The 24,773-nt window shown below is 49.6% G+C and carries 17 protein-coding genes and 1 pseudogene; 4 read left to right on the top strand and 14 right to left on the bottom strand.

Going from position 1 to position 24,773, the window contains the following annotated elements; all coding sequences use genetic code 11:
- Positions 1-29: 29 nt before the first annotated feature.
- Positions 30-1,184 carry a DUF4236 domain-containing protein gene (locus B5D63_RS09775; RefSeq protein ID WP_078668642.1) on the bottom strand — a complete coding sequence of 385 codons (1,155 nt, stop codon included), beginning with the start codon at positions 1,182-1,184 and terminating at the stop codon, positions 30-32.
- A gap of 527 nt (positions 1,185-1,711) precedes the next feature.
- On the opposite strand from B5D63_RS09775, the gene B5D63_RS09785 reads away from it, so the two are divergent.
- The 3 genes and pseudogenes from B5D63_RS09785 (at position 1,712) to B5D63_RS35710 (ending at position 5,467) form a co-directional block, all read left to right on the top strand.
- On the top strand, positions 1,712-3,460 hold the full coding sequence (locus B5D63_RS09785) for a hypothetical protein (RefSeq protein WP_078668643.1): 1,749 nt from the start codon (positions 1,712-1,714) through the stop codon (positions 3,458-3,460).
- Positions 3,461-4,503: 1,043 nt separating this feature from the next.
- Positions 4,504-5,043: pseudogene (locus B5D63_RS09795) on the top strand (DUF1016 N-terminal domain-containing protein); the annotation flags it as partial.
- 64 nt (positions 5,044-5,107) lie between these two features.
- Positions 5,108-5,467, top strand: a complete 360-nt coding sequence (locus B5D63_RS35710; RefSeq protein ID WP_394333848.1) for a PDDEXK nuclease domain-containing protein — start codon at positions 5,108-5,110, stop codon at positions 5,465-5,467.
- Positions 5,468-5,535: 68 nt separating this feature from the next.
- Here the strand turns inward: B5D63_RS35710 and B5D63_RS09800 are convergent, their stop codons facing one another.
- From B5D63_RS09800 to B5D63_RS09840, 8 genes are all read right to left on the bottom strand, one after another.
- On the bottom strand, positions 5,536-6,558 hold the full coding sequence (locus B5D63_RS09800; RefSeq protein ID WP_078668645.1) for an endo alpha-1,4 polygalactosaminidase: 1,023 nt from the start codon (positions 6,556-6,558) through the stop codon (positions 5,536-5,538).
- A gap of 157 nt (positions 6,559-6,715) precedes the next feature.
- Positions 6,716-7,255: a hypothetical protein gene (locus tag B5D63_RS35275; protein WP_200816978.1), complete on the bottom strand. Its 540-nt coding sequence runs from the start codon at positions 7,253-7,255 to the stop codon at positions 6,716-6,718.
- A gap of 29 nt (positions 7,256-7,284) precedes the next feature.
- Entirely contained in the window at positions 7,285-8,307 is a 1,023-nt protein-coding gene (locus B5D63_RS09810) for a hypothetical protein (RefSeq protein WP_078668646.1), read from the bottom strand.
- Positions 8,308-8,349: 42 nt separating this feature from the next.
- Positions 8,350-9,021: a hypothetical protein gene (locus tag B5D63_RS09815; protein WP_078668647.1), complete on the bottom strand. Its 672-nt coding sequence runs from the start codon at positions 9,019-9,021 to the stop codon at positions 8,350-8,352.
- 135 nt (positions 9,022-9,156) lie between these two features.
- On the bottom strand, positions 9,157-12,069 hold the full coding sequence (locus B5D63_RS09820; RefSeq protein WP_078668648.1) for a protein kinase domain-containing protein: 2,913 nt from the start codon (positions 12,067-12,069) through the stop codon (positions 9,157-9,159).
- Between the two features lie 35 nt (positions 12,070-12,104).
- Positions 12,105-12,869, bottom strand: coding sequence for an FHA domain-containing protein (locus tag B5D63_RS09825; protein WP_078668649.1), 765 nt, complete (start codon positions 12,867-12,869; stop codon positions 12,105-12,107).
- Positions 12,870-13,112: 243 nt separating this feature from the next.
- Entirely contained in the window at positions 13,113-15,125 is a 2,013-nt protein-coding gene (locus B5D63_RS09835) for a tetratricopeptide repeat-containing sensor histidine kinase (protein WP_159455968.1), read from the bottom strand.
- Positions 15,126-15,439: 314 nt separating this feature from the next.
- Positions 15,440-15,775 carry a hypothetical protein gene (locus tag B5D63_RS09840; RefSeq protein WP_200816979.1) on the bottom strand — a complete coding sequence of 112 codons (336 nt, stop codon included), beginning with the start codon at positions 15,773-15,775 and terminating at the stop codon, positions 15,440-15,442.
- Positions 15,776-16,073: 298 nt separating this feature from the next.
- On the opposite strand from B5D63_RS09840, the gene B5D63_RS09845 reads away from it, so the two are divergent.
- On the top strand, positions 16,074-17,186 hold the full coding sequence (locus B5D63_RS09845; protein ID WP_078668653.1) for a TIGR03118 family protein: 1,113 nt from the start codon (positions 16,074-16,076) through the stop codon (positions 17,184-17,186).
- A gap of 96 nt (positions 17,187-17,282) precedes the next feature.
- Here the strand turns inward: B5D63_RS09845 and B5D63_RS09850 are convergent, their stop codons facing one another.
- From B5D63_RS09850 to B5D63_RS09870, 5 genes are all read right to left on the bottom strand, one after another.
- Positions 17,283-17,765 carry an anthrone oxygenase family protein gene (locus B5D63_RS09850; RefSeq protein ID WP_078668654.1) on the bottom strand — a complete coding sequence of 161 codons (483 nt, stop codon included), beginning with the start codon at positions 17,763-17,765 and terminating at the stop codon, positions 17,283-17,285.
- Positions 17,766-17,880: 115 nt separating this feature from the next.
- On the bottom strand, positions 17,881-19,479 hold the full coding sequence (locus tag B5D63_RS09855) for a RagB/SusD family nutrient uptake outer membrane protein (protein ID WP_078668655.1): 1,599 nt from the start codon (positions 19,477-19,479) through the stop codon (positions 17,881-17,883).
- Positions 19,480-19,493: 14 nt separating this feature from the next.
- Positions 19,494-22,886 carry a SusC/RagA family TonB-linked outer membrane protein gene (locus tag B5D63_RS09860; protein ID WP_235021501.1) on the bottom strand — a complete coding sequence of 1,131 codons (3,393 nt, stop codon included), beginning with the start codon at positions 22,884-22,886 and terminating at the stop codon, positions 19,494-19,496.
- A 30-nt stretch (positions 22,887-22,916) separates the two neighbouring features.
- A complete protein-coding gene (locus B5D63_RS09865) occupies positions 22,917-23,990 on the bottom strand; it encodes a FecR family protein (protein ID WP_078668656.1) in 1,074 nt (357 codons plus the stop codon).
- Between the two features lie 46 nt (positions 23,991-24,036).
- The gene (locus tag B5D63_RS09870; protein WP_078668657.1) at positions 24,037-24,627 is read right to left on the bottom strand and encodes an RNA polymerase sigma factor; all 591 of its coding nucleotides are present in this window, start codon (positions 24,625-24,627) and stop codon (positions 24,037-24,039) included.
- Positions 24,628-24,773: the final 146 nt, after the last annotated feature.

The following is a 24,773-nucleotide window of genomic DNA, read 5'->3' on the forward strand; positions in this document are numbered from 1 at the left end:
ATCTCTCCTGAATTTTTCCGCAGGACATATTAACCGTTATTGTAACTCCCTCCTATCCTCTCCTGCAACACTCCTATCTTTATAATAAAACCGGCAAAGTCATCCATCGCCGACTGTTTCGAGGTGGCGATGATTTCAAAAATTCCGGTATCTGATGTAAATGTATATTCAGAATAAGCACATACCGGGAGTTTCCGGTTGTTGTTAAAACGCCTGTCCGGTCCTCCCGATCTGTTGACATACTGCCAGGTATAATCGACCACCCGGGCGTCTGCCGGCAATGCTTCCGATTCAATAAAATTAATACGCTGGCCTTTCAGGCGTAAATTCTTATAAAATACCGCTGCAAAGGTACTTCCACGCTTTATTAACAACCGTTCCGGTAAAAAATACAGTTCCATATTATGTAACGCAATACATGGTATGGCCACATTTGTAATAAAATACGGCATCGGCATCCTGTTCCCTGACAAACCCCGTATACCCGTTCTTCTGATGATCTTACCCGCTCCGGCATTGCGTTTATAATCTGTCGTACGCTGCGCATTCAGATACTGCCAGACTTTTGAAGACCGGGAAAATGTACCAAAATGGACTTTGAACTGGTCGTACACCTGCAGGTACTTATCGTCCATGTCATAATGAAGCTCCATGGTAAACCGCTTTCTGTCCAGCTTTTTCAACCAACGGACCAATGGAATGAAACAGACCATACAAAGAGCAAGCTCGCATCCCAGGTATTCATTCTTCAGGTACCATTCCTCTTCTGACGCAGGTTGTACAGTCCGCTCCCGCTTATCAAAGGAAACAGCCAGGAACGCAACAACCACCAGCAACATCGGCAACATCGCCCCTTTTAGGTAGGAAACCTGCCCGCTCTTCCTGTTCAGCTCATTTATAAATGCCTGGGAGTCGGTGTCCGTCAACGTATCCACGTCGGCCGAAGCGATATTATTATCCGCTTCGGCCGGCCCTGATGCCGGTCCGGGATAAGGCGGGGGATAAACAGGTCCTGCTATTTTTTGCCGATAATTAATACCATGGGCATTGAGGTTAACATATGTTCCCCGGGACCCCAGGTTGATGCGTGCACCGCGCACGCCCATCGAATAACTAACACCACTTTTGGAAAAATTTACTTTGAATAACCCGGAGCCAACAGATTTACGAAATGACCACCCCATAATCAACAATTTTTTTTAGCGAAAACGATGGAACGGTTCCACGAAACAGATAAAACAAAACCTATATGGTGAAACAATGGTGAAATAATGGCGAAAGGAAACGGCGACGTATATAGGTATCTGTCCACCACTACCACGAATGGCATCTCGGAGAACAGATTTTACAACCATCTGATGTTAAATAAACTTTCCTGGCCGCCCTGACGGCATCCTGACAAGTATAAAATTCTCCCAGAAACAGCCGCTCTTCCGGTTTGGGCAACACCCGGCACGCCTGGCTATGCACTTCATGATCTCCATTATCCTGCGGATCGAGAGAGACGTAATAGTTTATTTTCATAAAACTATATTTGGTTAGATCTACATTCATAAAACATCTTTAATAATTCCAGGTCAAAACTACAGGATGAAAAATGCCTGATCTTACGGAAACCCGTATCCGCAGTTTTTAATGAAACTTTTAAGCAAAGCGTATAAAAGACATATATTTATAAAAATTTTAGATCCTTATACCAAAAAAACGGATAATGAAACGTGTTTACCCGTTCCTGTACCTGATGCTTTTCAGTACAATAACCCATGCCCAAAAAACCGTTATTAAATGGGGGGAAGAATTTAAACTCCGCAGAGGCAGTACCGACCTGAGAGTCATCGCGGCAGACGACGACGGCGCTTATCTTGAAGAAAGCCACGTAGCCATGAAAGCTTACTTTGTCGTCGGCGCCTCCTTCAGGGAGTCAGCATCTCTCGTAAAAGTGGATAAAAACTTAACCGAAGTTTATCGCAACGATTTTAACAAGGAGCTGAGAGGTAAAGAATTCGTACAGTTCTTCGCCTGCCAGGAGAAGCTGTTCCTGTTCTCTTCCGACTACAGTAAACGCGACAGAACACTGGCCCTCTATGCTTCTGCTGTAAACAAAAAGACGGGAGAGCTGACGGGAGAATGGAGAGAAGTGGCCACCTTCCAGAAAGGTGAGAAAAGAGATGACATTGACTTCAGGATCGGCTACAATGCTGACAGCACCACCATGCTGATCGTAAGCAGCGTGGAAGGATCAGAGAAGAATGAATATAAAATACAGGAGCTTGATAAAAATCTGAAAGCAACTGCCAGGCCACTTATTCTCCGGAACGAGTTTGAACGTAAAAAATACCAGCTGGAAGATGTGCTGTACACAAACGATCGTAAAATAGTACTGGTAGGCCGTATGTTTGAATATGAAGAAGGCAGAAAGAAAAAAGAGAAATTCCTGGACTTCACCAACTATAATATCCGCATCTATAACAACAAAGGAAAGCAGGAAGCAGAGATCAATACCGGTATCAACGGGAAATGGCTCTCCAGTACCAAACTGGTACAGGAAAAGAATAAAGACCTGGTCCTGGCGGCATTCTACAGCAATGAGAAAAAAGGCAGGACCATCGATGGACTGCTGGTGCAGCGTATCAACGTGGCAGACGGAAAGGTAATATCCACCAGTGACAGGAAAATCAACAATTCCCTGCTGTCAGGAGACCAGGATAAGGAAGATGACGACGATACGGACGATACGGACGATAAAGACGAAAGCAGGGATGAACGGAAAATGAGAGCTGAACTGGGAAAAATGAAAGATGAAGGCGAAGGTTTTTCCAGGCATATGCAGTTCCGGAAGATATTTTATACAGCAGATGACGGACTGGTTATCCTGGCTGAACAATACCGCCACTATGTAACTACCAGTCAAAGTTATACCCCGGGCTCCCACGGATCGCCCAGCCAGTGGAGGTCAAGCACCTATGCGCACTACCTGTCCGGCGACCTGATGATGTGTAAAATAGATGCTTCCGGTAACATCGGATGGCTGCAGATCTTACCCAAAGATCAGCGGGAAATCATCATGATGAACAGTTCAACAGCGCCTACCAGCGGACTTTATTACCACAACAGCTATTTTAACGAGGGCAACAGGCCTTTTTATTCAGGCTTCGGCGCGCTGCAGGCCGGCGGCTCCATTCAACTGCTGATGAACGACCATTCCAAAAACAGCAACGTCACCCAGGCCGGGCAGAAAGCAAAAGCCATCGGCCGTTATGCCAAATCCAATTGTTACCTGGTAAGCGTCAACGAAGCTTCCGGCAAAGTCACCCGGAAAGTATTTTTCTCCAACACAGAGGTTCCTACCGCTATGCCCCGACTGGGCGCCATTGTCGGAAACGATATGTATATGGTGGGGAAAACAGACCGGATGATGGGCAAATCAAAAATTGCCATCGGCAAAATCACTTCCAGGTAAACACCACAAACAATAACGTAGCAACAGACCCCACCGTTCAATGGAACAGGTGGCGCCTGTTACTACGTAATTGCCGGCCTCACTCCTACCCCTTCCGATATCCGAAGCTTCTTCCGGACCTACGTAACATTCTCTTTTCAACAGAATTAAAATTATAAAAAAATATAATACATAATATCTTCAGGTGACAGGTAAAGCCGTTGTATTTACCCCACTCATTATCGCCTTTGAGCAACAGCAGTTAATAAATCTCTATCAAATGATATATTCCATTTCTTAACGCCTGATTAACAAACGTAATCCCCCCAAAGTAGTCAATAACGAACTTCATGTTTTACATTGCAAGCTTCTTTTATGTATATGGGATTATGTAGCTGCAATAGAAGTAAAGGATCCTAAATATGCCAACCGGCATTCTAATGTTCAATTTTTCAAACCCAATCTAATGCAACAACATTACCAATTGTCGCAACTGGAAAAACGCGTACGTGTAGACCTCAAAGAACTCAGTCTGCAACAAACGCAGATCGACAGAAACTATTTTTCGTTTATTACGAACGATGTCATTTCACAGAAGAGAGAGATATTGAGCTCTTTCAGAAAACATTTTTATAGTATTGATAACCAACATCAGGCTGTCTGGTACGTCCGGCAATACCAGCATCAACTGATAATGCTGTTGGATCAAATTAACACCACCTTCCTAAAGATACAGCCAGCAGCAAAGACACTCCACCCCAGGAAACAACATGGGACAATCTTCTTGAGATCATTCACAACAACATCAGAAAACTCTTAACTTTTATAGAACGAGATTTCAAACCTCACCTGGATACCGATTTTAAGATTCCCGATTCCACACTACTTTCTGAACAAGCGCTAATCGCAGGCAGGACAGATTTTATTCCTCATATGCCTTTCCAGCATTTCAAAAGAGTTCAAAACCGATCTAATTCATGACCACTAATACATTACTGATAAAGCAGGCTGTAAGCCTGTTGGAGGCAGCCAGGCATCAGGCTGTCAAACAAACCAATAGCCTGATGGTGCTCACTTATTTTTATCTCGGATATCTAATTGTTGAACACGAACAAAAGGGTCAACCCAAAGCCACTTATGGAGCATCGACAATCAAACATCTGAGCAAGGCCCTTTGTAAAAAGTTTGGCAACGGGTTCTCTGAAAGAAATCTGGAGCAGATTAGAGCTTTCTTTTTAATATATAAAAATCGTCAGAAACAAGTGACAATTCCGCAGACAGTGTCTGCGGAATTTGCCACTCAGCATAAAATTCAGCTAAAAAAACCTACTGACAAGGCTTTCCCTCTGTCCTGGTCTCACTACGTGCTATTATGCAGAATAAAAGAGAAAAATGAACGTTCATTCTACGAAATAGAAGCTACACATAACAACTGGGGCGTAAGAGAGTTACAACGTCAAATCAACAGTAGTCTCTTTGAAAGGCTGGTCCTGAGTAAAGACAAAAAGAGAATACAAGAACTGGCCCGAAAGGGCCAAATAGTGGAAAAACCGGAGGACATTCTGAAAACTCCTTATATACTGGAATTTTTAGGACTGGAAGGAAAAAGTAATTATACAGCGTCTGATCTCGAAAAGGCTATTATCGATAAAATTGAACATTTTTTGCTTGAGATGGGAAAAGGTTTTCTTTTCCAGGGCAGACAAGTCAGGTTTTCTTTTGATGAAGAAAGTTTTTTTTGCAGATCTGGTTCTATACAATCGTCTCCTACAATGCTTTGTATTAATTGATTTGAAGATTGGAAAGCTACGACATCAGGATATTGGTCAAATGCAGATGTATGTAAACTACTACGATCGATATGTAAAAGTTGTACATGAAAAGCCAACAGTCGGCATCATTATCTGTAAAGATAAAAGTGATGCAGTCATTGAAATCACTTTACCCAAGGATAATAGGACCGTTTTCGCCAAAGAATACAAATTATACCTGCCAACAAAAGCAGAACTGAAAAAAATCATCACATGAACACTATTAGCATTATGTTACAGACTTCCGGATTGATACCGTCTACCGGCATTCATCTCTTTACTGTCCTACTCCGGGTTCTCCCAATATCCCGAAGCATCTACCGGATCTAAATAAGTCCCGTCAAAACCGGCATTGATTAATTTCTGTGTATAGGAATCGGCGTTGCCATAGATAAGGGCTTTCCATTCCGGCATCCAGTAGCGTACATAATAGTTGCCTTCCCAGTCGCCGTCTATGGCTCCCAGCCAGTCGGGTTTATGCTTCAGCCAGTCGGGGTTCCAGTACCAACGGTAATCTTCCGCCTGTCCCATGCTCATATAGGCCAGCACCAGTCTTTTACCGCCATTCTTCTTCACTTTAAGGGAATTGATCTGGGCGGGGGTCCAGGTGTTGGCGCCTCCTTCCGGCGGGAACGCATCGATGACGAGCACGTCGTAGTTGGTTGCTTTCAGCTGGCTGATATATTGGTCGTCCGGAAAAATCAGGTAGAGGAAATTTTTAGCGTCTGCCAGGGTGTTGATATTATTGGTGTTTTCCCGGTACGGAGCGCTGGTGGGGATGGTTTGCAACTGGCGGCTGGCGGTGGCAAAGGAGATAAATCCGTTGTCTTCATTCTTTTGATAGGAAGCGGTCATATAGGCAGGCGTGCTGCAATAATCGGTGGCCATGACCGTAAGGTGGTTGGCAACGGCCCTTTTCCCGAACCGTACCCATTCTGCGGTCACATCATCGGGGGTCATGGCATTATCCTGGTTTTCATATCCATAATACAGTTCCTCTCTGCCGATGCCATCGATGGCGTTGAGGTAATCAGGTATCACAGGGTCAGAGGTGTCGCCGGTGGTCGTCAGCAACTCGGTACTGTTCTGCGCCACCACGATAAAGCCCGGCTTCCGCGCCCGCGCCCAGCCGCTGATCTCCTGGATGAAGTCACGCAGTTCGTCGCGGTAATTGACCTCTCCCATCACGGGAGCAGAGGTATCGCATTCATGGTTATTACTGACCGGCGGCTGCTCGTTTTTACTGCAGGAAGCAAATGTGAACAGTCCAATAACGGCCAGGGTGAGAATCGTATAGAAAGCACGCATGGTGTAAAGCCTTTAGGTTTTTCCGCTTATATAACGCGGAAAACATGAAAATCCCTCTGTTCGGCGGCGGGTATATTTTCCGGTGGTATAAAATACGCCGCATTCTTCCCGGAGGAAGAATACGGCGCGTGCATCTGCATACATCCAACAAACTGTGTCAGGGCCAGATAACCCCTTCCTGGTCATCACTGAGCCAGGGCTTGCCATCGCAGCTGGTGCCGGGATGTGCTGCCAAACAGTCTTTTACCCATTGGGCGCCGACAGCATGGCTTTTTACTTTAACGGGTGTGCAATAGACCGTTCCGGTGTTATCCTGGTAAAGCTGATATGCCGGATAGCCGCCTTTGGCACTTGTTGTCTCCGATACCGCTTTGGATGCGGTGTATGCCACTCCGCCTACATATACATCATTCAGCAGACAGGCGACTGTCACATACCCATTACCCTGACTGAGGCGCCACTCGTTGGGCGTAACACTCTGGAGGGTCCAGTTGCCGCTGGCACTGTTGTAGGTAAGGTTCGCGGCTGCGAAACCTCCTTCGGTGCTTACCGCTATCTGGAAAGTATAATTGTTATTGATAGTTACTGCAGCTTCCCGTACATAATCGGGAGGGAGCGTGAATGAATCAGGAATGCTAATGATCCAGTCCTGTGTAGATTGGGACCGGTTAGCCCATCGTAGGGTGAAGTCTGCCATAATTAGCTGGGATTAAAGGGTTGAAAATATCAGGCCCACTTGATCGTGAACAACTCTGCCAGATTTTTGGGCCTTGTCTCTTTACCTCCTGCGGGTTTTGTATTGGAGGTATTACTGGTGTTGATAATGGTGGCCGATCCCTCTTTACCGGTGAGGATGGGTTTATCTGTAGAGAATAAAAGCTGATGGTCATGCTTGAGGAATTCATCTTCTTCCAGGGTTCCCACATTATCGCCTTTGATCGTACCACCGAGTGGTTTACGCTGACCGGCATCCGGATCGGTGCCTGCACCATGGTCCCAGGCCCTGCTGAAATATCCGCGCATATCGGGCAACAGCGACCGCTTGTTAGTGCCGGTGCCAAAACGGCCGTTGATGACACTGTTCAACCGGGAAAAGTCAGGGCCCAGTTCCGTTGCCGGATTACAGAGCGACAATTCTTCTGCCGGAGGATTATCGGTAGCGATATATTGCTTACGTTCTCCGATAATTCCCTGCACCGTGCAGGGAAGACTGTCCAGCGCCACCTCACCCACATTGGCACATATGCTGTAAATAGCGATCCTGGCAAAAGGTGTGGCACAACCCACCGTTAGCAATACGGCAGTAGACTTCGGGTTGATGACCAGGTGGACCACCATCTCTGTCAGACCACTGCCCTTACGGGACATTGTGCAGGCATCTGTTCCATCCGTCAGCGAAAATGTTACTTCCGCACCGGAAGGAATGTTCAGTATAGCCTTTGCCGTTACCTCTTTGCCAGCGAGCACGGATTGCCAGCGCGGGAATTCATGGAGGGCCTGAGCAAAACGCATTGGGCTGTTATCCTCACTTTTTGTAATGATACAGGTGTTGCTGGCCGGGTCAAAGCCGATCTTGCCATTTCTGCCGGGATCAAGGTATATCCAGCCATCAGGGGAATTGTAGGTCACATCATTCCCGATTACGACTTTATTGCTGTAATACCGGAAATCGTAGTTATAGACAAGGTTTCTTTGTTGCATAGCCAGTAACAGGGACTGCGTCGTAACAGTACCACATACAGTTTCCATAGTGCTTCTTTTAGCCAGGGAATATACCCCGGCAGTGGAGGTTTACAAAACAGGCTCGAGGTGTAAGATATAAGCATCCAAATGCCTGGCGCTGTCAGCAGACAGGAACTTACCGGAAGCACTGTCATATGCTACAGACAAGTTATTGACCCCGTCGCCATATTTGAGCTGGGTCATGGGAGATGTTACCAGGGTCACAACGGTGTTGCTGAGTACCTGCGACTGAAGCCAGATGTAAACCGTGGTAAAGGGAGTCATAGTGGCGGTGCTGGCCAGCAGCACAGGAGCTGCCGACAGCGCGTTGCCTGTAATATCTGTTCCGTTAACGGTAGCGTCCTGATATAAGCCAACTGTCATATAATCCTGCGCATCGTATTTGTTGAGCAGTGAATACGCGTCAGGAGAACCTCCGCTCACCGGACCTTTAATATTGGCCGAAGGTTCCAGGGTGTACAATTTATTCATGGCTGCTCCCACCGGCACGCTGGATAATTGGTCCAGCTTCGCGCCATTCTGCACTTTGGAAGTAGAAGCGTAAATGCCATATTCTTCCCCCCAACTCAGCTTGTTGGACCGCATGGGCCTGAAAACCTGCCATGCGACATTGGGGGCAGAGCCTCCGGTGGGTTTAGCCACCACCACATTGCTACCGGTTGCATACAATACGTCCAGTTGCGCCTGGGTAAACTGTACAGATAAACTATATTCTGCCATTTTACTAAGTTTTAAAGTACTTACCTACTCTTTTCAGGCTTTTCGGTATCCGCCTGTGATGGTCAATCCGGAGCTCCATTGACTTGATGTTTCAAAGCTAACCAGCAGTAAAAAAAATTCCTATTTCAACATATTTCAACGGGCCGACAAAACGGTTTCATAGGATTTGCGTGATATACGGAGAGCTACCTGATCGGCCGGCAGCTCCCGCAGCCATTGCAGCGCCTGCTCGCACAGGGAAATACATTCCCGGTTGGCCGACGTACTGATCAGCTGCTGTATGCCTGTCAGCTGCCATTCAATAGCGGCTGCCACATTACCGGCGCCGTGAAGATGTTGTGCGAGCTCATTCATCAGCAACACGTCCGGCTGTTCATCGGGAGGGACCGATGCCATCAGCGCTTCCGCTATCCGGGCGTGCGCCTGCTTCCGCGCAGGCGGCGACTGACTGTCGTATGTTACCTCGCAGAAAAGCATATGACGAAACACATAGTACAGCCCTTTCTCTGTCCGCAGCGGAATGAGGATATCCGCCGCCGTCAGCACCTGTAAATCCTTCCACACGCTGCCGGCTTCTTTCATCGCCACTTTTATCAGCAGCCGGGAAGAAAATTCCCTTCCTATAGTAGCTGCCAGCTGCGCTGTTTCTTTGGCGGCGCCCGCCTGGTCCAGTTTAGCCTGCAACAGCTCCTTCAGGGTAAGCGGCACACCCGGCAGCCGGTTCTCCCTGATGAGATGATAAATATGCTCTGCCGATGTCAGCCATCCTTCCGCCAACAATAACTGCAACAACTCTTCCACAAAAAACGGTACACCGCCGGTATGTTGCAGGATATAGTGCAGCGCGGCAGGCGCTATTTTTTTTCCATGCCCCAGCTGCTCCTCCACCATAGCCTTTACCGCCGGCTCGTCCAGTGGTTCCAGTGGGAGCCGGGTAAACAAAGTAGTATGCCATGACGGCGTAAAATTTGTTCTGGCGGAAAGCAAAAACATACACCCTCCCTGTCCGCGGTCCGCCATCATATCCGCTAAAAACTCATGGCTACCGGGATCCATCCAATGCAGGTCTTCCAGCAGCAGTACATATTTTTTCTTCCGGGAGATGTTGATCATACATTTTTTCAATGCCTGGAAGAGTAACCGTTTCTGGTCTGCCGGCGCCGCCTGCGAAGGGGGATAACAGTCGGTAAACGGCCAGCCAAAACAGGCCAGCACCACCGGCATGGTAACCGCCAAATCGCAGCCTGCGGCAGACAACAGCTGTTCCAGCAGCGATACGGCCCGCCCCCCTGCCTGCTGATACAATCCATAGTACTGCCGGATGATTTCTATAAAGGGAAATAAAGTCCGGTGTTTATGCTCCGGCAAACAGCGGCGTTCAATCAGCATGACGCCTGTCATTTTTTTCCTGGCCTCCAGCATTAGCCTGGATTTGCCAATGCCCGCCTCACCGGTTATCAGCACCACCTCCCTGTGCGTCTCCTCTACCCGTTCATAACAGCGGATAATAGTATCCAGCGCCTCGGCCCTCCCATGCATGGAGCGGTTGGCTGCCGTGGCATACAGCCGGGAAAAAACTTCCGCACGGCGTTCCTTCAACACGTAAAAAGTTTCCCGCACCCCGACACATCCTTCTCCGGGGAGATGGTGGCATTTCTCCAGCTCCGCAAAGTGGCTTATCAATGCGGCGGTGGTACCGGTAACGAGTATACGGTCCGCCGGCGTGTCCTGCAGCAGGTTAAATCCCGTACCGGGCGTAGTACCTTCCGCCACCCTGTTCTCCCGGGAGATAATAATGCCGGTATGGATCGTTTGCCGGGTTACCAACGTTATCCTTTGTTGTTCATGTAACAGCAGGTTGTGCTGCTGCATCTCTCCCAACACTTCCAGCGCGGTGCGGCAGGCCATGCGGGCGTCGTTGTCGGTGGCCTGTGGATAACCGAAATAAATCAACAGGTTACCAGCCATCATTCCTTTGACGAAACCGCCAAAACGTGCGGCAATGGCAGCACATCCCCGCAGCTGACGATGCAGCAACTCCTCCAGTACATCTTCCTCCGGCTGCAGCCCTTTACAGGCTACCGTCTCCAGCTTTATGCACAGTACGGTTACCAACCGCTTTTCCCTTTTTTCGTAGTGCCATGACAGCATGTTGTCCATGGTTTCCATAGAAGAGAACTTCCGCATCGTATGGGTAACCGCCGCCATTGGCGGAACGGTTAATTCGGTAGCTGCCAGCTCCTGCAGCAACAGGTGCGCGTCTGCCGCCCGGTCCACCGCTTTTTTCTCCAGCACCCGTTGCAGCAGGTTTCCAAGCGGATGCTCCGTTAAAAAGCCTGGTAGTGGGACAGGGTCCGCGCTTAACTGCTGCTCGTACACCGCTGTTAATGTACCACCGCTGATAACAGGGGTACCGGTGATACATTCTGTCAGCACCAGCCCCCAGGCATACAGGTCAGACCGTACAGAGGGCGGTTCTCCCCGCAGCTGCTCCGGCGCACAATAAGCAGGGGTGCCGGCCGTGTCATCTGCCGGAAAACCATCTCCTGTAAAAATACTGATACCGAAATCGAGCACTTTGGCATAAGGCCTTGCACCTGGCTGCGTGATCATGATATTTTCCGGCTTCAGGTCCCGGTGTACGATCCCCATGCTATGTGCGCAAGCCAATGCGTCCAACACCTGCCCCATCAGTTCCGCTGCCAGGGGCAGATGAATGACTCCATGTTGCTGAATAAACTGTTTGAGCGTTATACCCGCGATGTATTCAAAAACAACAAACGGTATGTGATCCCCGGTGTAGCCGGTATCCAGTAGCTTCACGATACAGGGATGATTGATCTCCGAACAGATCCTTACTTCTCTTTCAAACCGCTCCTGCCGCTGCCGGTCTGACAACGAATTTCCTTTTATCAGTTTAATGGCCACATACTGACGGGTGTTTTTCCGGATAGCTTTGTATACACAGCTGTGCATACTTTCAAACAGGGTTTCCACGATACTGTAATATTCCATGGAGGGAAAAGGGCCGTGCTTTGAGGGTTTCATAGGAATACATTGCTGTTTTTCAGGCAGCCTTCCTGTCAGGGCAATATGCTGCCCAGATCTTCAGATCCCTTGCTGATACTGAAATAAGGATGCCCTAAACGGACTTCTCCCATACGTCTTTCTACAACGTTGGCAAACATCTGCCCGAAAGACAGTTGTTCGTATAGCTGTTTCCGTAAGCGAAAAATCTGTAGGTTGATAAAATAAACATCTATTTCTTTCCGCATCTCTTTGGAGATGTCGCTGATGAGTTCATCGAGGGAGATCCATCCCTGTTCTTCCGGACGTTGCTTTAGCTGGTGATCGGCCAGCCGTTTGCGTGCCAGTGCCAGCAGCAGGTAGTTGTGCGCCCTGCTGCCCAGATCAATGAGCTGGTCTGCCGATACCTTCAGCTGCAAACGGATATGTTCTTCATTACTGCTGAGCAAAAACAGGAAAACGGTATGGCGGGTCAGGTTGAAATGATCGATCGTATCTTCCAGATAACCGTGCAGACCAGGAGCAGGCGGTTGCAGATCGATCACATTCCAGCAGGTTGTTTCCGTACTGCCAAAACGTATCTGATGTTTTCTGCTGAGTTTGCGGATGGACTGGCGCAGCAGCTCATTGTCGATAAGCGTTCCGTTCCGGCTGTGGTCACGGAGAAACCACCCTTCCCGGTTCCAGAAAATGGTAGCGTGGGATTGAGAGACATCCTGCTGTGGAATACATCTGTGAACGATAGCAGCATTCCGTCCGAAGGCATAATAGGGTGTTAATACAATGAGCTCTTTGGTAACAACATTGATCATACTAGCCATGGATAGTCAGTTTCATTAGGGTTGTCAACAGCAATATGGCGATATTCTGATCTGATAGGGATAGCAGGGACTTCCGGTCAAAGGGATAGATAGTGTCCAGGTATAGGCAGCGGAGTATACCTGTCCTGCTAAAATAAGCTATTTTATGGGAACAGTCACCAAAAAGTGAAAGCCGTATAGCGATGCTATACGGCTTCCTGTAACTTCTTTTCGGGTACGTTTTTTTATCAGGCAGAGGATTCATTACCGGTGATTCGTTTCATCATATTTCTCCAGCTCCACAATAAACTCCGTTCCTTTTCCTTCTTCGCTTTCAAACCATATCCTGCCACCGTGGGCATCTACAATTTGTTTGGAGATCGCCAGTCCGAAACCGAAAGACTCTTCTCCCATAGTGCCACGGCGTTTTACATCCTGCGACAAATTAAAAATACTTCCCTTCAGATGATCGGGAATACCGATACCATTATCCCGCACTGTAATACGGACCACAGCGTCTTCCAGTGCCATAGCCACTTCCACCACACCACCAACGGGGCTGAACTTCACCGCATTGGTAATAAGATTGGAGAATACCCGCCATATTTTTTCACGGCTGGCCCAGATGGTCGCCTGGAAAAGATTCACCACAATCAGCTGTTCTTTTTCTTTTGCTTTTGTTTTTACCAGGTCGATACAATAGCGCAGGGCAACATCCACTTCTACCTGCTCTTTCCTGATATCTCCCCGCACATTCATATACAGCAGGTTACTGATCAGCTCCAACGCCATATGGCCCGACTGGTGGATGAGGTATAATGCTTCTGTATTCTGCGGATCAGTGATATTGCCGTAACTTCTCAGGAAATCGGCCATGGATATCATATTTCCAACGGGGTTACGAAGGTCGTGGGCTACTACTTTCAGCATACGGGTGTTATCCTGCTGGCTCTGCTCCAGCGCCCGCAAGCTTTTTTCGAGATGCTCGTTCTGCCGGGAGATCAGCCTGTTCAGGCTTTCCAGCTTAGCCGTCTGTTTGCTGGACCGCTTCCAGTTCTGCCAGATAAGTACTACAATGATCACTACCAGCAGTGTAAAAAGCAACATGATACTGAGGTAGGTGTTCTTTATCTCGTTCTGCTTTTTCAGCAGGTCCAATTCCATTTCGCCTGACAGGTAATTGACCTGCGTCTTTACATCCACCGCATGAAAAGGGTCCCTGACAATGGTCAGCGAGTCTTTCATACGCCGGTGGCTTCGCCACAGCGCCAAAGCATCCGTAAGGTTACCCGTTGCCTCGTAGTACCTGGACTGCAATTCCATCCAGGATAGCTCCGAGCCTTTATCCGGTACCGTATCAATCGTTCCCCGCATTTTTAGCAACCACTCCTTCGCCTCCGGAAATTTTTTTTGCATCAGTTTTAAACTGATCAGATGTCCCATATTGATCTGCGCGTTCTTCGGTTCGGCACCAGGCAGCAAATTCAAAGCAATGCTCTTCCTTAGCAATTGTTCACCCGTGAGCGTATCTCCATGCCTAATCAGCAGATCACCTTTGTTACCCAGTACGACCCCTTCTGCAGCTGCTGAAAAAGCAGCCCAGTTATCCACTTTCAGGAAAGGGAGTTTATGCAGGTTGATATATTTCAGTGCGCTGTCATAATAGTACAAAGCACTGTCTTTGTTGTTCAGCCGGTCAAAGCACAGCGCAACATTGTCCAGCTCTCCCTGCTGATAACTGAACCGGTAAAATGTTTTTTCCCGGCAGGCGCCCAGTTCTGTGAACGCGTTTTTAAAATATGGAATCGCCATGTCGTACTTCCGTTGCTGATAGTACACCATCGCCAGCTTGGCGCTGTATTCTCCCAATGCACAGGTATCTCTGGTACGCTCAATAAACGTTCTGCCCTCGTAATACAACGACAACGCATTGTCCAGTTTCCCCTCGTCTCTGTTGATATCCCCCAGGAAGATGAGGGCCCTGCCGTATTCCGCTGCATACCCCGGCCGGTTGGTTTTGCCGGAAAGCACTTTCAGGATGCTGTCTATATATATCCTTCCCCGGTAGCGGTCCACCTGATTCATCCAGTAGTAATCCAGTTTATATCTGTACTTCCATACCAGGTCCATAGGACCGGGGTTAGGAAATTTTGCGTAAATGGAATCCAGTATATGAAAGGCTGCAGGACCCGGCACCAGCAGGTCCGTTCGCTGAAAGACAGGTTTAAAATAAGCAGGATGATCGGCGTTATCATTGCCGGTACGGTTACACGCCATCGGCAAAGTCAACAACAATGGGACCAACCAACACAATATGCTTTTATAAAAACATTGATCACAGGACACGGAAAAAAAACGCATTCAATAAAATTAATATACTAATAAACAGCGTTTACCAATCGGTTCGTCGTAAGCCAGGGGAACAACATGTAAGTCTTCCGAACATTCATGACCAAATATACATTGGAAGGCAGACATTCACAACAGGCGGGATATTATGTCGGAAAATGTGACAGGGAGGCCTTTTCCACCTGAACAACCGCTTTTCAGCGGTTGTTCAGGTTATTATTGATGTGCTTGCTTTTAAAGCCTCAGCTTTTACGTAACAGAGGCTGTGTGCTGCAACGAAAAGAACCGCCCAGGCTGCGGGTGATATGAAAATCCACGTATTCCACGGTAACTCCGCGGCTGGCTATCTGATCGCCGATATGCCGGAACACCGGATCGGTCACATATACCTCCGGGCTAAGTGGCAGCCCGTTCGTGGCCAGGTTGGTCGCTTCTTTATACGTCACGTTGATACGGTCCCAGGTGCGGGGCCTTTCGGGGATGCCATCTTTGAACGCCTCCTCACACACTACCATCAGGTCGTTCCTGATAAAACCGAGTGCGCAATCGAGATGCAGGATGTCTGGTTGCAGCCGCACCACTTCCAGCGTGTAGCCGTAAGGGTGAAGCAGTTTCTAAACTATTCCGCATTAGCCCGGTATGGCACCTAACCGCACCCAACCTTTCCCGGCATTTTTTTTTAATATTTACACAACATTTCCTATCCGTTAATCCTTATTTATTCATCTCACCTTTTTTAGAAAAATCGTCCCCGGAAAAAGCCGTGTTTGGTATTGATGATCGCTGAGACTGGCAGAAAACCCCATTTCCCGAAGGTTATCCTGTGACACCCCTTCACTCCTTGCTATATTCTTTCACTTCTAAAAAAGTATCCACATGAGTGCATTGTTTAAAAAACAGCCGGCAGTGGTAACATCTACCGGAACACCCCAAAAACTCTTTCGGGCCGGCATGGCGGCCACCGTTATCAGCTTTCTGCTGACAGTCACCAGCTGCCATAAAGGCGACCCACACCAGGCCTGTGTTCAATGTGACTGTCTGAGTAAATCCTACAAACAAATCAATCTCGTGGCAGACACGAATGGTTACAATGCAGGCCGTATCGACCCCCGACTACGGAATGCCTGGGGCATCGCTGTGGGCGCCACCGGCGCCTTTTGGATTTCCGCTGCCGGCAACGGCTCCAGCGTGATCTACGATAAAAGCGGCGCTGCCCTCAGAGCACCGGTATTTATCCCTTCCCCCCTGGGTAAAAATCCCGGCTCCCCTACCGGTGTGGTATTCAACAGCACTACCAGCTTCAAGGGTGCCCGTTTTATCTATGCCACGGAAGAAGGCACGATCGTATCCTGGACTTCCGGCGATACAGCGGTGATACAGGCCAACCGCGCTTCCTTCAATGCTGTTTACAAAGGCATTGCAATGGCCATCGACAGCGGCAAACTTTACCTCTATGCAACCAATTTCCACAATGGCACCGTCGATGTATTTGATTCCGCCTATCATTACGTCAGCACCAAACCCTTCCATGATCCGGCTATCCCTGCAGGCTTTGCGCCGTTCAATATCCGCAACATCGAAGGCGTGCTTTTCGTTACTTACGCGAAACAGGGACCCGGCAAAAAAGATGATCAGGCCGGACCAGGCAACGGGTATGTGAACATCTACAGGACCAACGGCACCCTCATCAGGAGGTTCGCCTCCGGCGGCACCCTTAACTCACCCTGGGGCATCACACAAGGCTGCTCCGGCACATGGCCGTTCAATGACGGTGTAATTCTCATCGGTAATTTCGGCGACGGTCATATCAATGCCTACAATGCAAGAGGAACTTATCTCGGACAGTTGCAGAAAGGCAACGGCCCGGTTATCATAGACGGCTTATGGGCACTGGAAAGCAACCTGCCTTCCGCCCCCAATCAGCTGTTCTTCACAGCTGGCCCTGATGATGAGAAACATGGTTTGTTTGGTTATCTCCGGAAAAACTAACATCCACTTATATCAGCACAGCGACGAGCAACTGCAACGTCAGCAAAAAGCCGGGCGTATTTTTGCGCCCGGCTCCCCATGTATCATAAAAGTAAGTTACAACGTGGATAACAGACAGGCGACGATCACCAGCGTCACGGTAGCGATGGCGCACACTGTACGAACGGTATTCAGCCTGTTCCAGGGCCGTTCAAAACGTACGCGGTGTGCGGCCAGCGCGGCGCTGTCCTCCAGCGCCACTTTGTCCAGCGCATTGTTCAACGGCACATTACCCGCCATCGTTACACCGAATACGCCTAACAGGTAAGTCACCGCCGCTGCCAGCAGCCACCATCCCGACGACTGCATTCCCTCCCGGAACACCAGCCAGGTGCTCAGCGGCAGCAAAAACACCGGTCCCATAAATCCCACAAAAAACACCGGGTTGAGAATAGCCCGGTTAATAGACTGCATCGCTGCCAGGTAAGCAGCATCCGGCAAACGGCCCAGGCCAGGATTCACCGAACAGGAGTAGGCATAAAACAGGCCCGCCATCAGCGCGGCCGTTACGGCTGTTATGACCAATAGAAAAAATAGCATAGTAACAGATCAGGTTATGCTTAAAGATAGGCAACCTGCCAAAAACAGACAGCGGAATTTTTCCGCTGTAAGGAAAAATTCCGCTGTTGGTCGTTATGACATGGTAACAGGAAGATTACCAGCCGGGTGTTTGTTTGTAGAGACCGTTGGTACGGGCAATTTCATCCGGGCTGATAGGCCATGCCATATGTTTGGCCGGACTGAAATTACGGGCAGGCCAAACCACCTGTATGGTATAGGGAGAAGCAGGGTCCTGACGGTTGGCGTGAATACGGCCATGCAGCGGCGCATTGATCTTGTCATAGTCACCCCATCTTTTCAGATCATGAAAACGGTCTGTCCACTCACAAGCCAGCTCCACGCGGCGTTCATGTTTCAGATCGGTCATCGTGGGGTTGGCAATGGCTGCCAGGCCTACACGGGCCCTTACCTCGTTGAGCGGCGCAGCAGCTTCACCACCACGGCCCAGCTGGATCAGCGCTTCTGCTTTAAACAACAGCACTTCCGCATAACGCATCAGCGGCAGATTGAGCGCCGTAGTAGGGTAATCCGGGTTAGAACTGGCGAAAGTATTGCTGGCCATGTCACCGTTGGAACCATAACCATAAGGCTCCATGTATTTATTGATCTGGAAACCGGACAGGCTGTTGGTAGAAGAATACTTCGTCTTCTGGCCGATATAGGTGAACTCATCACCGAATTTCAGGATGGTGACTTCACGACGCGGATCGTTGGCTTCGTATTCGTCATACAGTTCCTCTGTAGGCTGGAAATAGCCCCAGCCATTGTATTTACCCCAGCCTTTGTTCTCCAGGATTACCCCGGGGAATTCAGAACCGCCCTGGATGCTGGAGTTAACAGACCAGATGTATTCGGAAGACCAGTTATTGGCCACGCGGAAAACAGCCTGGTAGTTTTCACGGTTGGTGGCTTTTCCGGTGATGAGCGCACGGTGGCCTTCATCACGGATTTTATCGCACAAAGCCGGTATCGGCTGCCATTTGGTTTTATCAAACTGCGCCCAGTAAGCATAGGTTTTCACCATATAGCCCCATGCTGCAGCTTTGTGTGCACGGCCTTTGTCGGCATCGCCATAGGTTTCAAACAACGGCAGCATGTCTGCCGCTTTCTGCAGATCGCTGATCACCTGTGCATAGTTGTCTGTTACAGAGCGCAGCTGCGGTGGTATACGTTTGCCGTATTCCGCATTTTCCGGTCCGTCAAACGGAACACCCTGGTCTTTATGGCCGTACATGTAGGCTAACCAAAAATGCGCGAAACCACGCATAAAGTATGCCTCGCCGAGAGAACGTTTCCTTACTTCGTCTGATACGTTGACAGCTTTCGGGATATTTTCAATCGCCTGGTTGGCCCTGTTGATGACATTGTAGAGGTCACGCCAGCCAGCAGTCAGGTAGCCTTCACGGCCGCTCGGAATGAAGTTTTTGATATTTTCACCGTCCGCCTTGGTACGTCCTACGATCAGGTCGTCGCTGGCATCCTGTACCCAGAACAGGTCACGGCCCCAGGTGCTTTCGTTTTTCATGTCCACATACATGGCTGCGGTAGCCTTACGCAGGTCGTTATCGCTCTGCCAGAAGAAAGCGGTGGAAGGCGCGCCGTTAGGTTTGGTGTCCACCCATTTGTCTGCGCACGAGCTCCAGCCGGCCATCAGCGCCATCAGTGCGGGTATATAGATGTATTTCTTTTTCATGATTGTCAGTTTGATCAGAATTTAACATTAAGGCCCAGGGAATAGGTACGGGAAACCGGGAACTGTCCGCCATCGAGGCCGATGCCGCCCACTTCAGGGTCCATACCGGTATACTTGGTGAAGGTAAGCAGGTTGTCACCGCTGAAGTATACACGCAGACCGTTGTTCCAGCGCATTTTGCCGAAAGTATAACCGACCAGCAGGTTTTTCAGGCGCAGGTAGTTACCGTTTTCGAGGTACCAGTCAGATGCTGTCTGGAAGTTTTTGTTGGGATCCTCTGCAGAGATACGCGGGATATTGGAACCGGTATTTTCCGGAGACCAGGCATCGAGGATTTTGTCCCAGCGGTTGTAACCCTGTTCTGCACCGTTGAGCGTGGATTGTTTAAAGGCGTTGAACAGTTTCACGCCGCCCACCCCCTGTAGGAACAGGCTCAGGTCAAAGTTCTTCCAGGTAAGGTTAGCAGTAAAGCCGTACGTCAGTTTCGGGAAAGCAGCGCCCATATATACGCGGTCGCCATCGTCAATTTTACCGTCTCCATTCTGATCGATGAACTTCAGATCGCCGGCTTTGGCGTTTGGTTGGATCTTCTGCCCGTCTTTTGTATAGCCATTCACTTCTGCGTCTGACTGGAAGATACCGGCAGACTGGATCAGCCAGTAGGAATAGTAAGGCTGTCCTACTTTTGAACGGTACGGGGAGAGCACTGTTCTCCAATTATCAGCATGCAACCATACGGAGTTAGGGTTTTCGTCAATTTCTACCACGCGGTTTTTGAGTGTGGCGATATTAGCGTTCAGGTTATACCCTACCTGACCGATTTTATCCTGCCAGCCTACTGCTACTTCAAAGCCTTTGTTACCAATTTTACCTTGGTTGATCAGTGGTGCGGACAATCCGAAGGTGGCCGGCCAGTAAGTATCCTGTTGTTTGATCAGGTTGTAAGTCAGTTTATCAAAATAATCAGCCGTGATGGTGAGACGTTGTTTCAGCAGGGCGATATCGATACCGATGTCCGTCTGCTGGGAGGTTTCCCAGGTAAGGGTAGGATTAAATTGTTTGTCGATGTACAGGGCGTTGGACAGCGGAGCGCCGTTGCCTACCTGGTAGGTGAAGTCGTTCGCGAGCAGCGGATAAGGATAGTTGATAAACACGGACTGCATGTTACCGATACGTCCCCAGCTGGCGCGGATTTTCAGCAGGTCAACAGCCGGTAAGCTGAAGAAGGGTTCTGAGCTGATTTTCCATGCTCCGGTAACACCGGGAAAATCCAGTGCGCGATAACCTGCCGGAAGCCGGCCGGCAATATCACGGCGATAGCTACCGGTTACAAAGTAACGATCGGCCCAGCTATAGGAAATCCTTCCCACGTAGGAAACGTTCCTGTCTTTCCATTCTCCGTCAGTCGGACGGTCCTGATCAAACACTGAAGCCAGCGACATGAAACGCGCCCAGTCGGATTCATTTTCAAATCCTCTGGCAGCGATGGCGAAGTTGCGATTACCGGTCTCCTGTCCTGTCATAGACAGCATAGCGCCGATATTGTGTTTCTTAATGATCTTGTTGTAGTTGAGGGTATTTTCCCACAGCCAGTTGTAGTCTCTGTTAGTAGCATAAGACAGCTTGTTCTGTGCGTTGGATTTACCGGGTTCCAGCCTTCTGGGTTCAAAGTTTTTCCAGAGGCCGTCGGTCTGGCGGTAAGAGAAACGGGATATGTAGGAGAGGCCGGGAAGGATGTCGGAGACGGTCAGTTCGGTCACAGACTGCAGATCGCTCTTCTTATTGTAAGGCTGGTTACGCAGCAGGGTGGCCACGGGGTTTACCACGTCGCCATGGATACCGAGGTATTTGGAATCTACGGGACCTACGCCGCCGAAGGAGCCATCCGCATAGTAAGGGGTGGCAGAGCGGGGCATATAGATAGCGGAGAGGATAACGCCGGTATAACCGCTGGAGGTTTCCGCATCGCGGTTATCGTTATTGTTCCAGAAGATGTCCTGGCGCAGTTTTACATGCTTTGACAGCTCGTAGTTGGCGTTGAAGCGAAGGGAAATATTTTTGTTGTAGGTGTTCAGCAGTGTTCCTTCTTCATTTTCGTAGCGTGCCTGGAACAGGGTGGAGAATTTATCCGATCCTGCGTTTACGCTGATGTTATGCCGTTGCATGATACCGGTGCGGAATATTTCCTTCATCCAGTTGGTGCGGGTCACCTGTGCATAGGGGTTGAGAGAAGCGTCCCATCCCGGTAACGGCGGTTTTCCTGCGTTGGCATAAGCCAGGTTGGATACTTTGGCTTCGTCTTCCGCGCTGAGCGACTGGAGGGTGCGCCACGCCTGTTTAGCGCCGACAAAACCGGTGTATTGCACCTGCGGCAGGCCTTTGGCAGCCTGGCGGGTAGTGATGAGGATAACGCCTGCAGAACCGGCGAAAGCACCGTAAATAGCCGAAGACGCGGCGTCTTTCAACACGGTGATAGATTCTACGTCGGCGGGGTTGTAAGGGGCGTTAGGCACACCGTCTACCACGTACAACACGCTTTCTTTTCCGCGGGAGCCCATACCCCGGATCACCACATTATTGGAATTGCTGGTATGGCCACCGTTGCTGACAACAGTGATGCCTGGCACTTTGCCCTGGATCATGTTACCAACGTCCATTACAGGGCGTTCCTTGATCTGTTTCATATCCGGCACTGTCGCTACCGCGGCGGAGAGGTCACTTTTTTTTGCGGTACCGTAACCGATGACCACCACTTCGTCCAGCGCAGTGTTCCCGTTTTTCATCACGAGGTTGAGCGTGTTGCCGCTGCCCGGTGTGAGCTCGGTGGTCTGGTAGCCTACATAGCTGAAGCTGATGATGGGGTTTTCGGTGTCGATGGTGAGTTCATAGCGTCCGTCCGCGTCGGTGATGGCCCTGTTTTTAGTGCCTTTCACCCATACCGTGACACCGGGAATAGGTTCATTGTTCTCCGTTGTAACACGACCGGTGATACGGCGTGCCACCACCTGTTTACCGTTCTGGGAAGCTTCTTGCTGCTGTTGTGCGCGGCGCAGCAGGATCGCTTTGTCATTCACGCTGTATTCAATGCCGGACTGGTTCTGAAGCAGGTGCAGTGCTTCATTCAGGGTGATGTTGTTGGCTTTGAAGTCGCGGATCAGGATGTTGTCAAAATCCTGTTTGACATAATTAAAGGTAAAGCTGCTTTGATTGCTTAATGCTTTTAGCACCTGCGATAAAGAAGCGTTGGACATGTCCAGCTTTACTTTTTCGTTGAGACTGTTTTGCCGGCCGAAACCGATGGTGGCAGGGAGCAGGCAGCAGCCCAGCAACAGGAAGCGTTTCATCCCTGACATGGTAAGCCCGCCGCTGCGGACCTGATGGTCCGAGACTGTAGATTTCCTTTTCATAATAATTGTTTTTCGGAGTGTTGTAGCTTTTTAAAAAATGGTCACCTCTCTACCTGAAATTTTATACTGTTTACGACTGATATAACAAATATTGTCCAGCATTCCTGTGAAACTGTCTGTTTTGAACATCACGGTAATATTTTTATCTATCCCTTGTTGGTTTTTCCAGCTGGCGGAGTAGCCGTAGCGGTCGCAGAGCCTTTCCACTGCATCTTTCAGCGGGATATCGGCAGCGGTGAAAGCCCCGTCTTTCCAGGCGGCTACTTTAGCGGCGTCGGTTTCACTGACCTGCAAAAGGGTATCGCTGGCGTTGCAGGCGGCAGCATAGCCGGGCTGCAGTATCAGCGGGCGGGCGTTGCGCGGGTGCGCTTTGACCTGTACTTTGCCCTGCAGCAGCGACACACGGGTATTTCTTTCGCTGGCGTAGGCTTCTACATTGAACCGGGTGCCCAATACCTGGATGGCCATATCACGGGTATGTACCACAAAGGGATTTCCGGCGCTGGCATGCACATCAAAGAAACCTTCGCCGGTGAGGGTAACGCTGCGTTCCTGCCGGTTAAAATCCTTTTTCCAGGCTACGGAAGCATGTGCGTTTAACCATACCTGAGAGCTGTCTGGCAATGTTACCTTTTTGATACCGGCCGTTTCGTTGGTGACGGTCACCATACCGGCCAATGCAGGCAGGAGGGGTCGGTCTCCCTGTTGTTGCTGCCACAACCAGCCAGCGCCGCCCAGCAGCACGATACTGGCTGCCGCGGCCCATCGCCACCAACCCCGGGATGCTAACCGCGGACCCGGTTGCTGTGCCGGTGCGTTATCCACAGGGGGCTGTCCGGAGGGATGGTCTGCCGGCTGTATGCTACCGTAGCCGACCATATGCTGTGGCTGCCCGGATGCATCATCTGCCGGCAACGTACTCCGGAAGCCCGCCAGGAACTGTTGCCGCCGAAGGTCTGCTTCCAGGCCTTCCAGGTCGACAGGCGTCCCCGCTCCCAGACCGTTATACCATTTGTCCAGGACCGCCAGCTCTTCAGGGGTACATTTCCCTGCATGAAATTTTTCTAACAGGGCCTGTGCCCCGGGATAATTTTGCGGTGTCATCTACTTAAGAATACCCGATGCGAAAGAAATGTTAACTCAGCCAACGTTAAGAAATTGTAAACAGCATCCAGGCGGATACGAGGCTGACCGACAGGGAAGGATTAGCTTTAATATGTGTCTTTACCTGCTTCAGGGCACGGCAATACAACACACGGGCGGAGGCGGCGTCTATATCCAGGATACCGGCGATCTGCTGGTAGGAATAATGATGACGGACCCGCAGCGTCATCAGCTGCTGCTGGCTGGGCGACAGGGTGTCCAGCGCTTCGTTGAGAATGGCTTCCTGCAGGCCATACCGGTCTTCCTGGGCAAAAATACCCGGTGTCTCCAGCGAATCATTCAATAATGTTTCCAGCTGTTTAAGGTGCGCCTGGTAACGGCCTTCGGTACGATAATATTTAAATATACGGAGCTTAAGGGCATGCAGAAGGTAATACTCAAGACCTTCATCTTTAGGAGCGGTTTCCCATTTCTCCCACAGGGAAAGAAATATGTCCTGCACGATATCAAACGCGTCGTGTGCATTCGTTTTGGCCACAGCAATGGCCAGCAGCTTGTTCCAGTAAACACCCACAGATTGCTCAAAATCGGCCACGGCGCCGGCTTTACAGGAATTGATTGGTTTATGCACGGTCATAACTAGTGAATATAACAGTCTCTACAAAAGTAATCGTTCAATATTACGTGGATATTAATTCTCGCAGCAGGACAGGCTTTTCCCGAATATATGTTACAACACCTGCTTTTTTTGGTTGACATGTCGTTGTATCGAATATAATTCTG

Origin of the sequence: Chitinophaga eiseniae (genome assembly GCF_900167135.1) — a bacterium.
GTDB classification, from domain to species: Bacteria; Bacteroidota; Bacteroidia; order Chitinophagales; family Chitinophagaceae; genus Chitinophaga; species Chitinophaga eiseniae.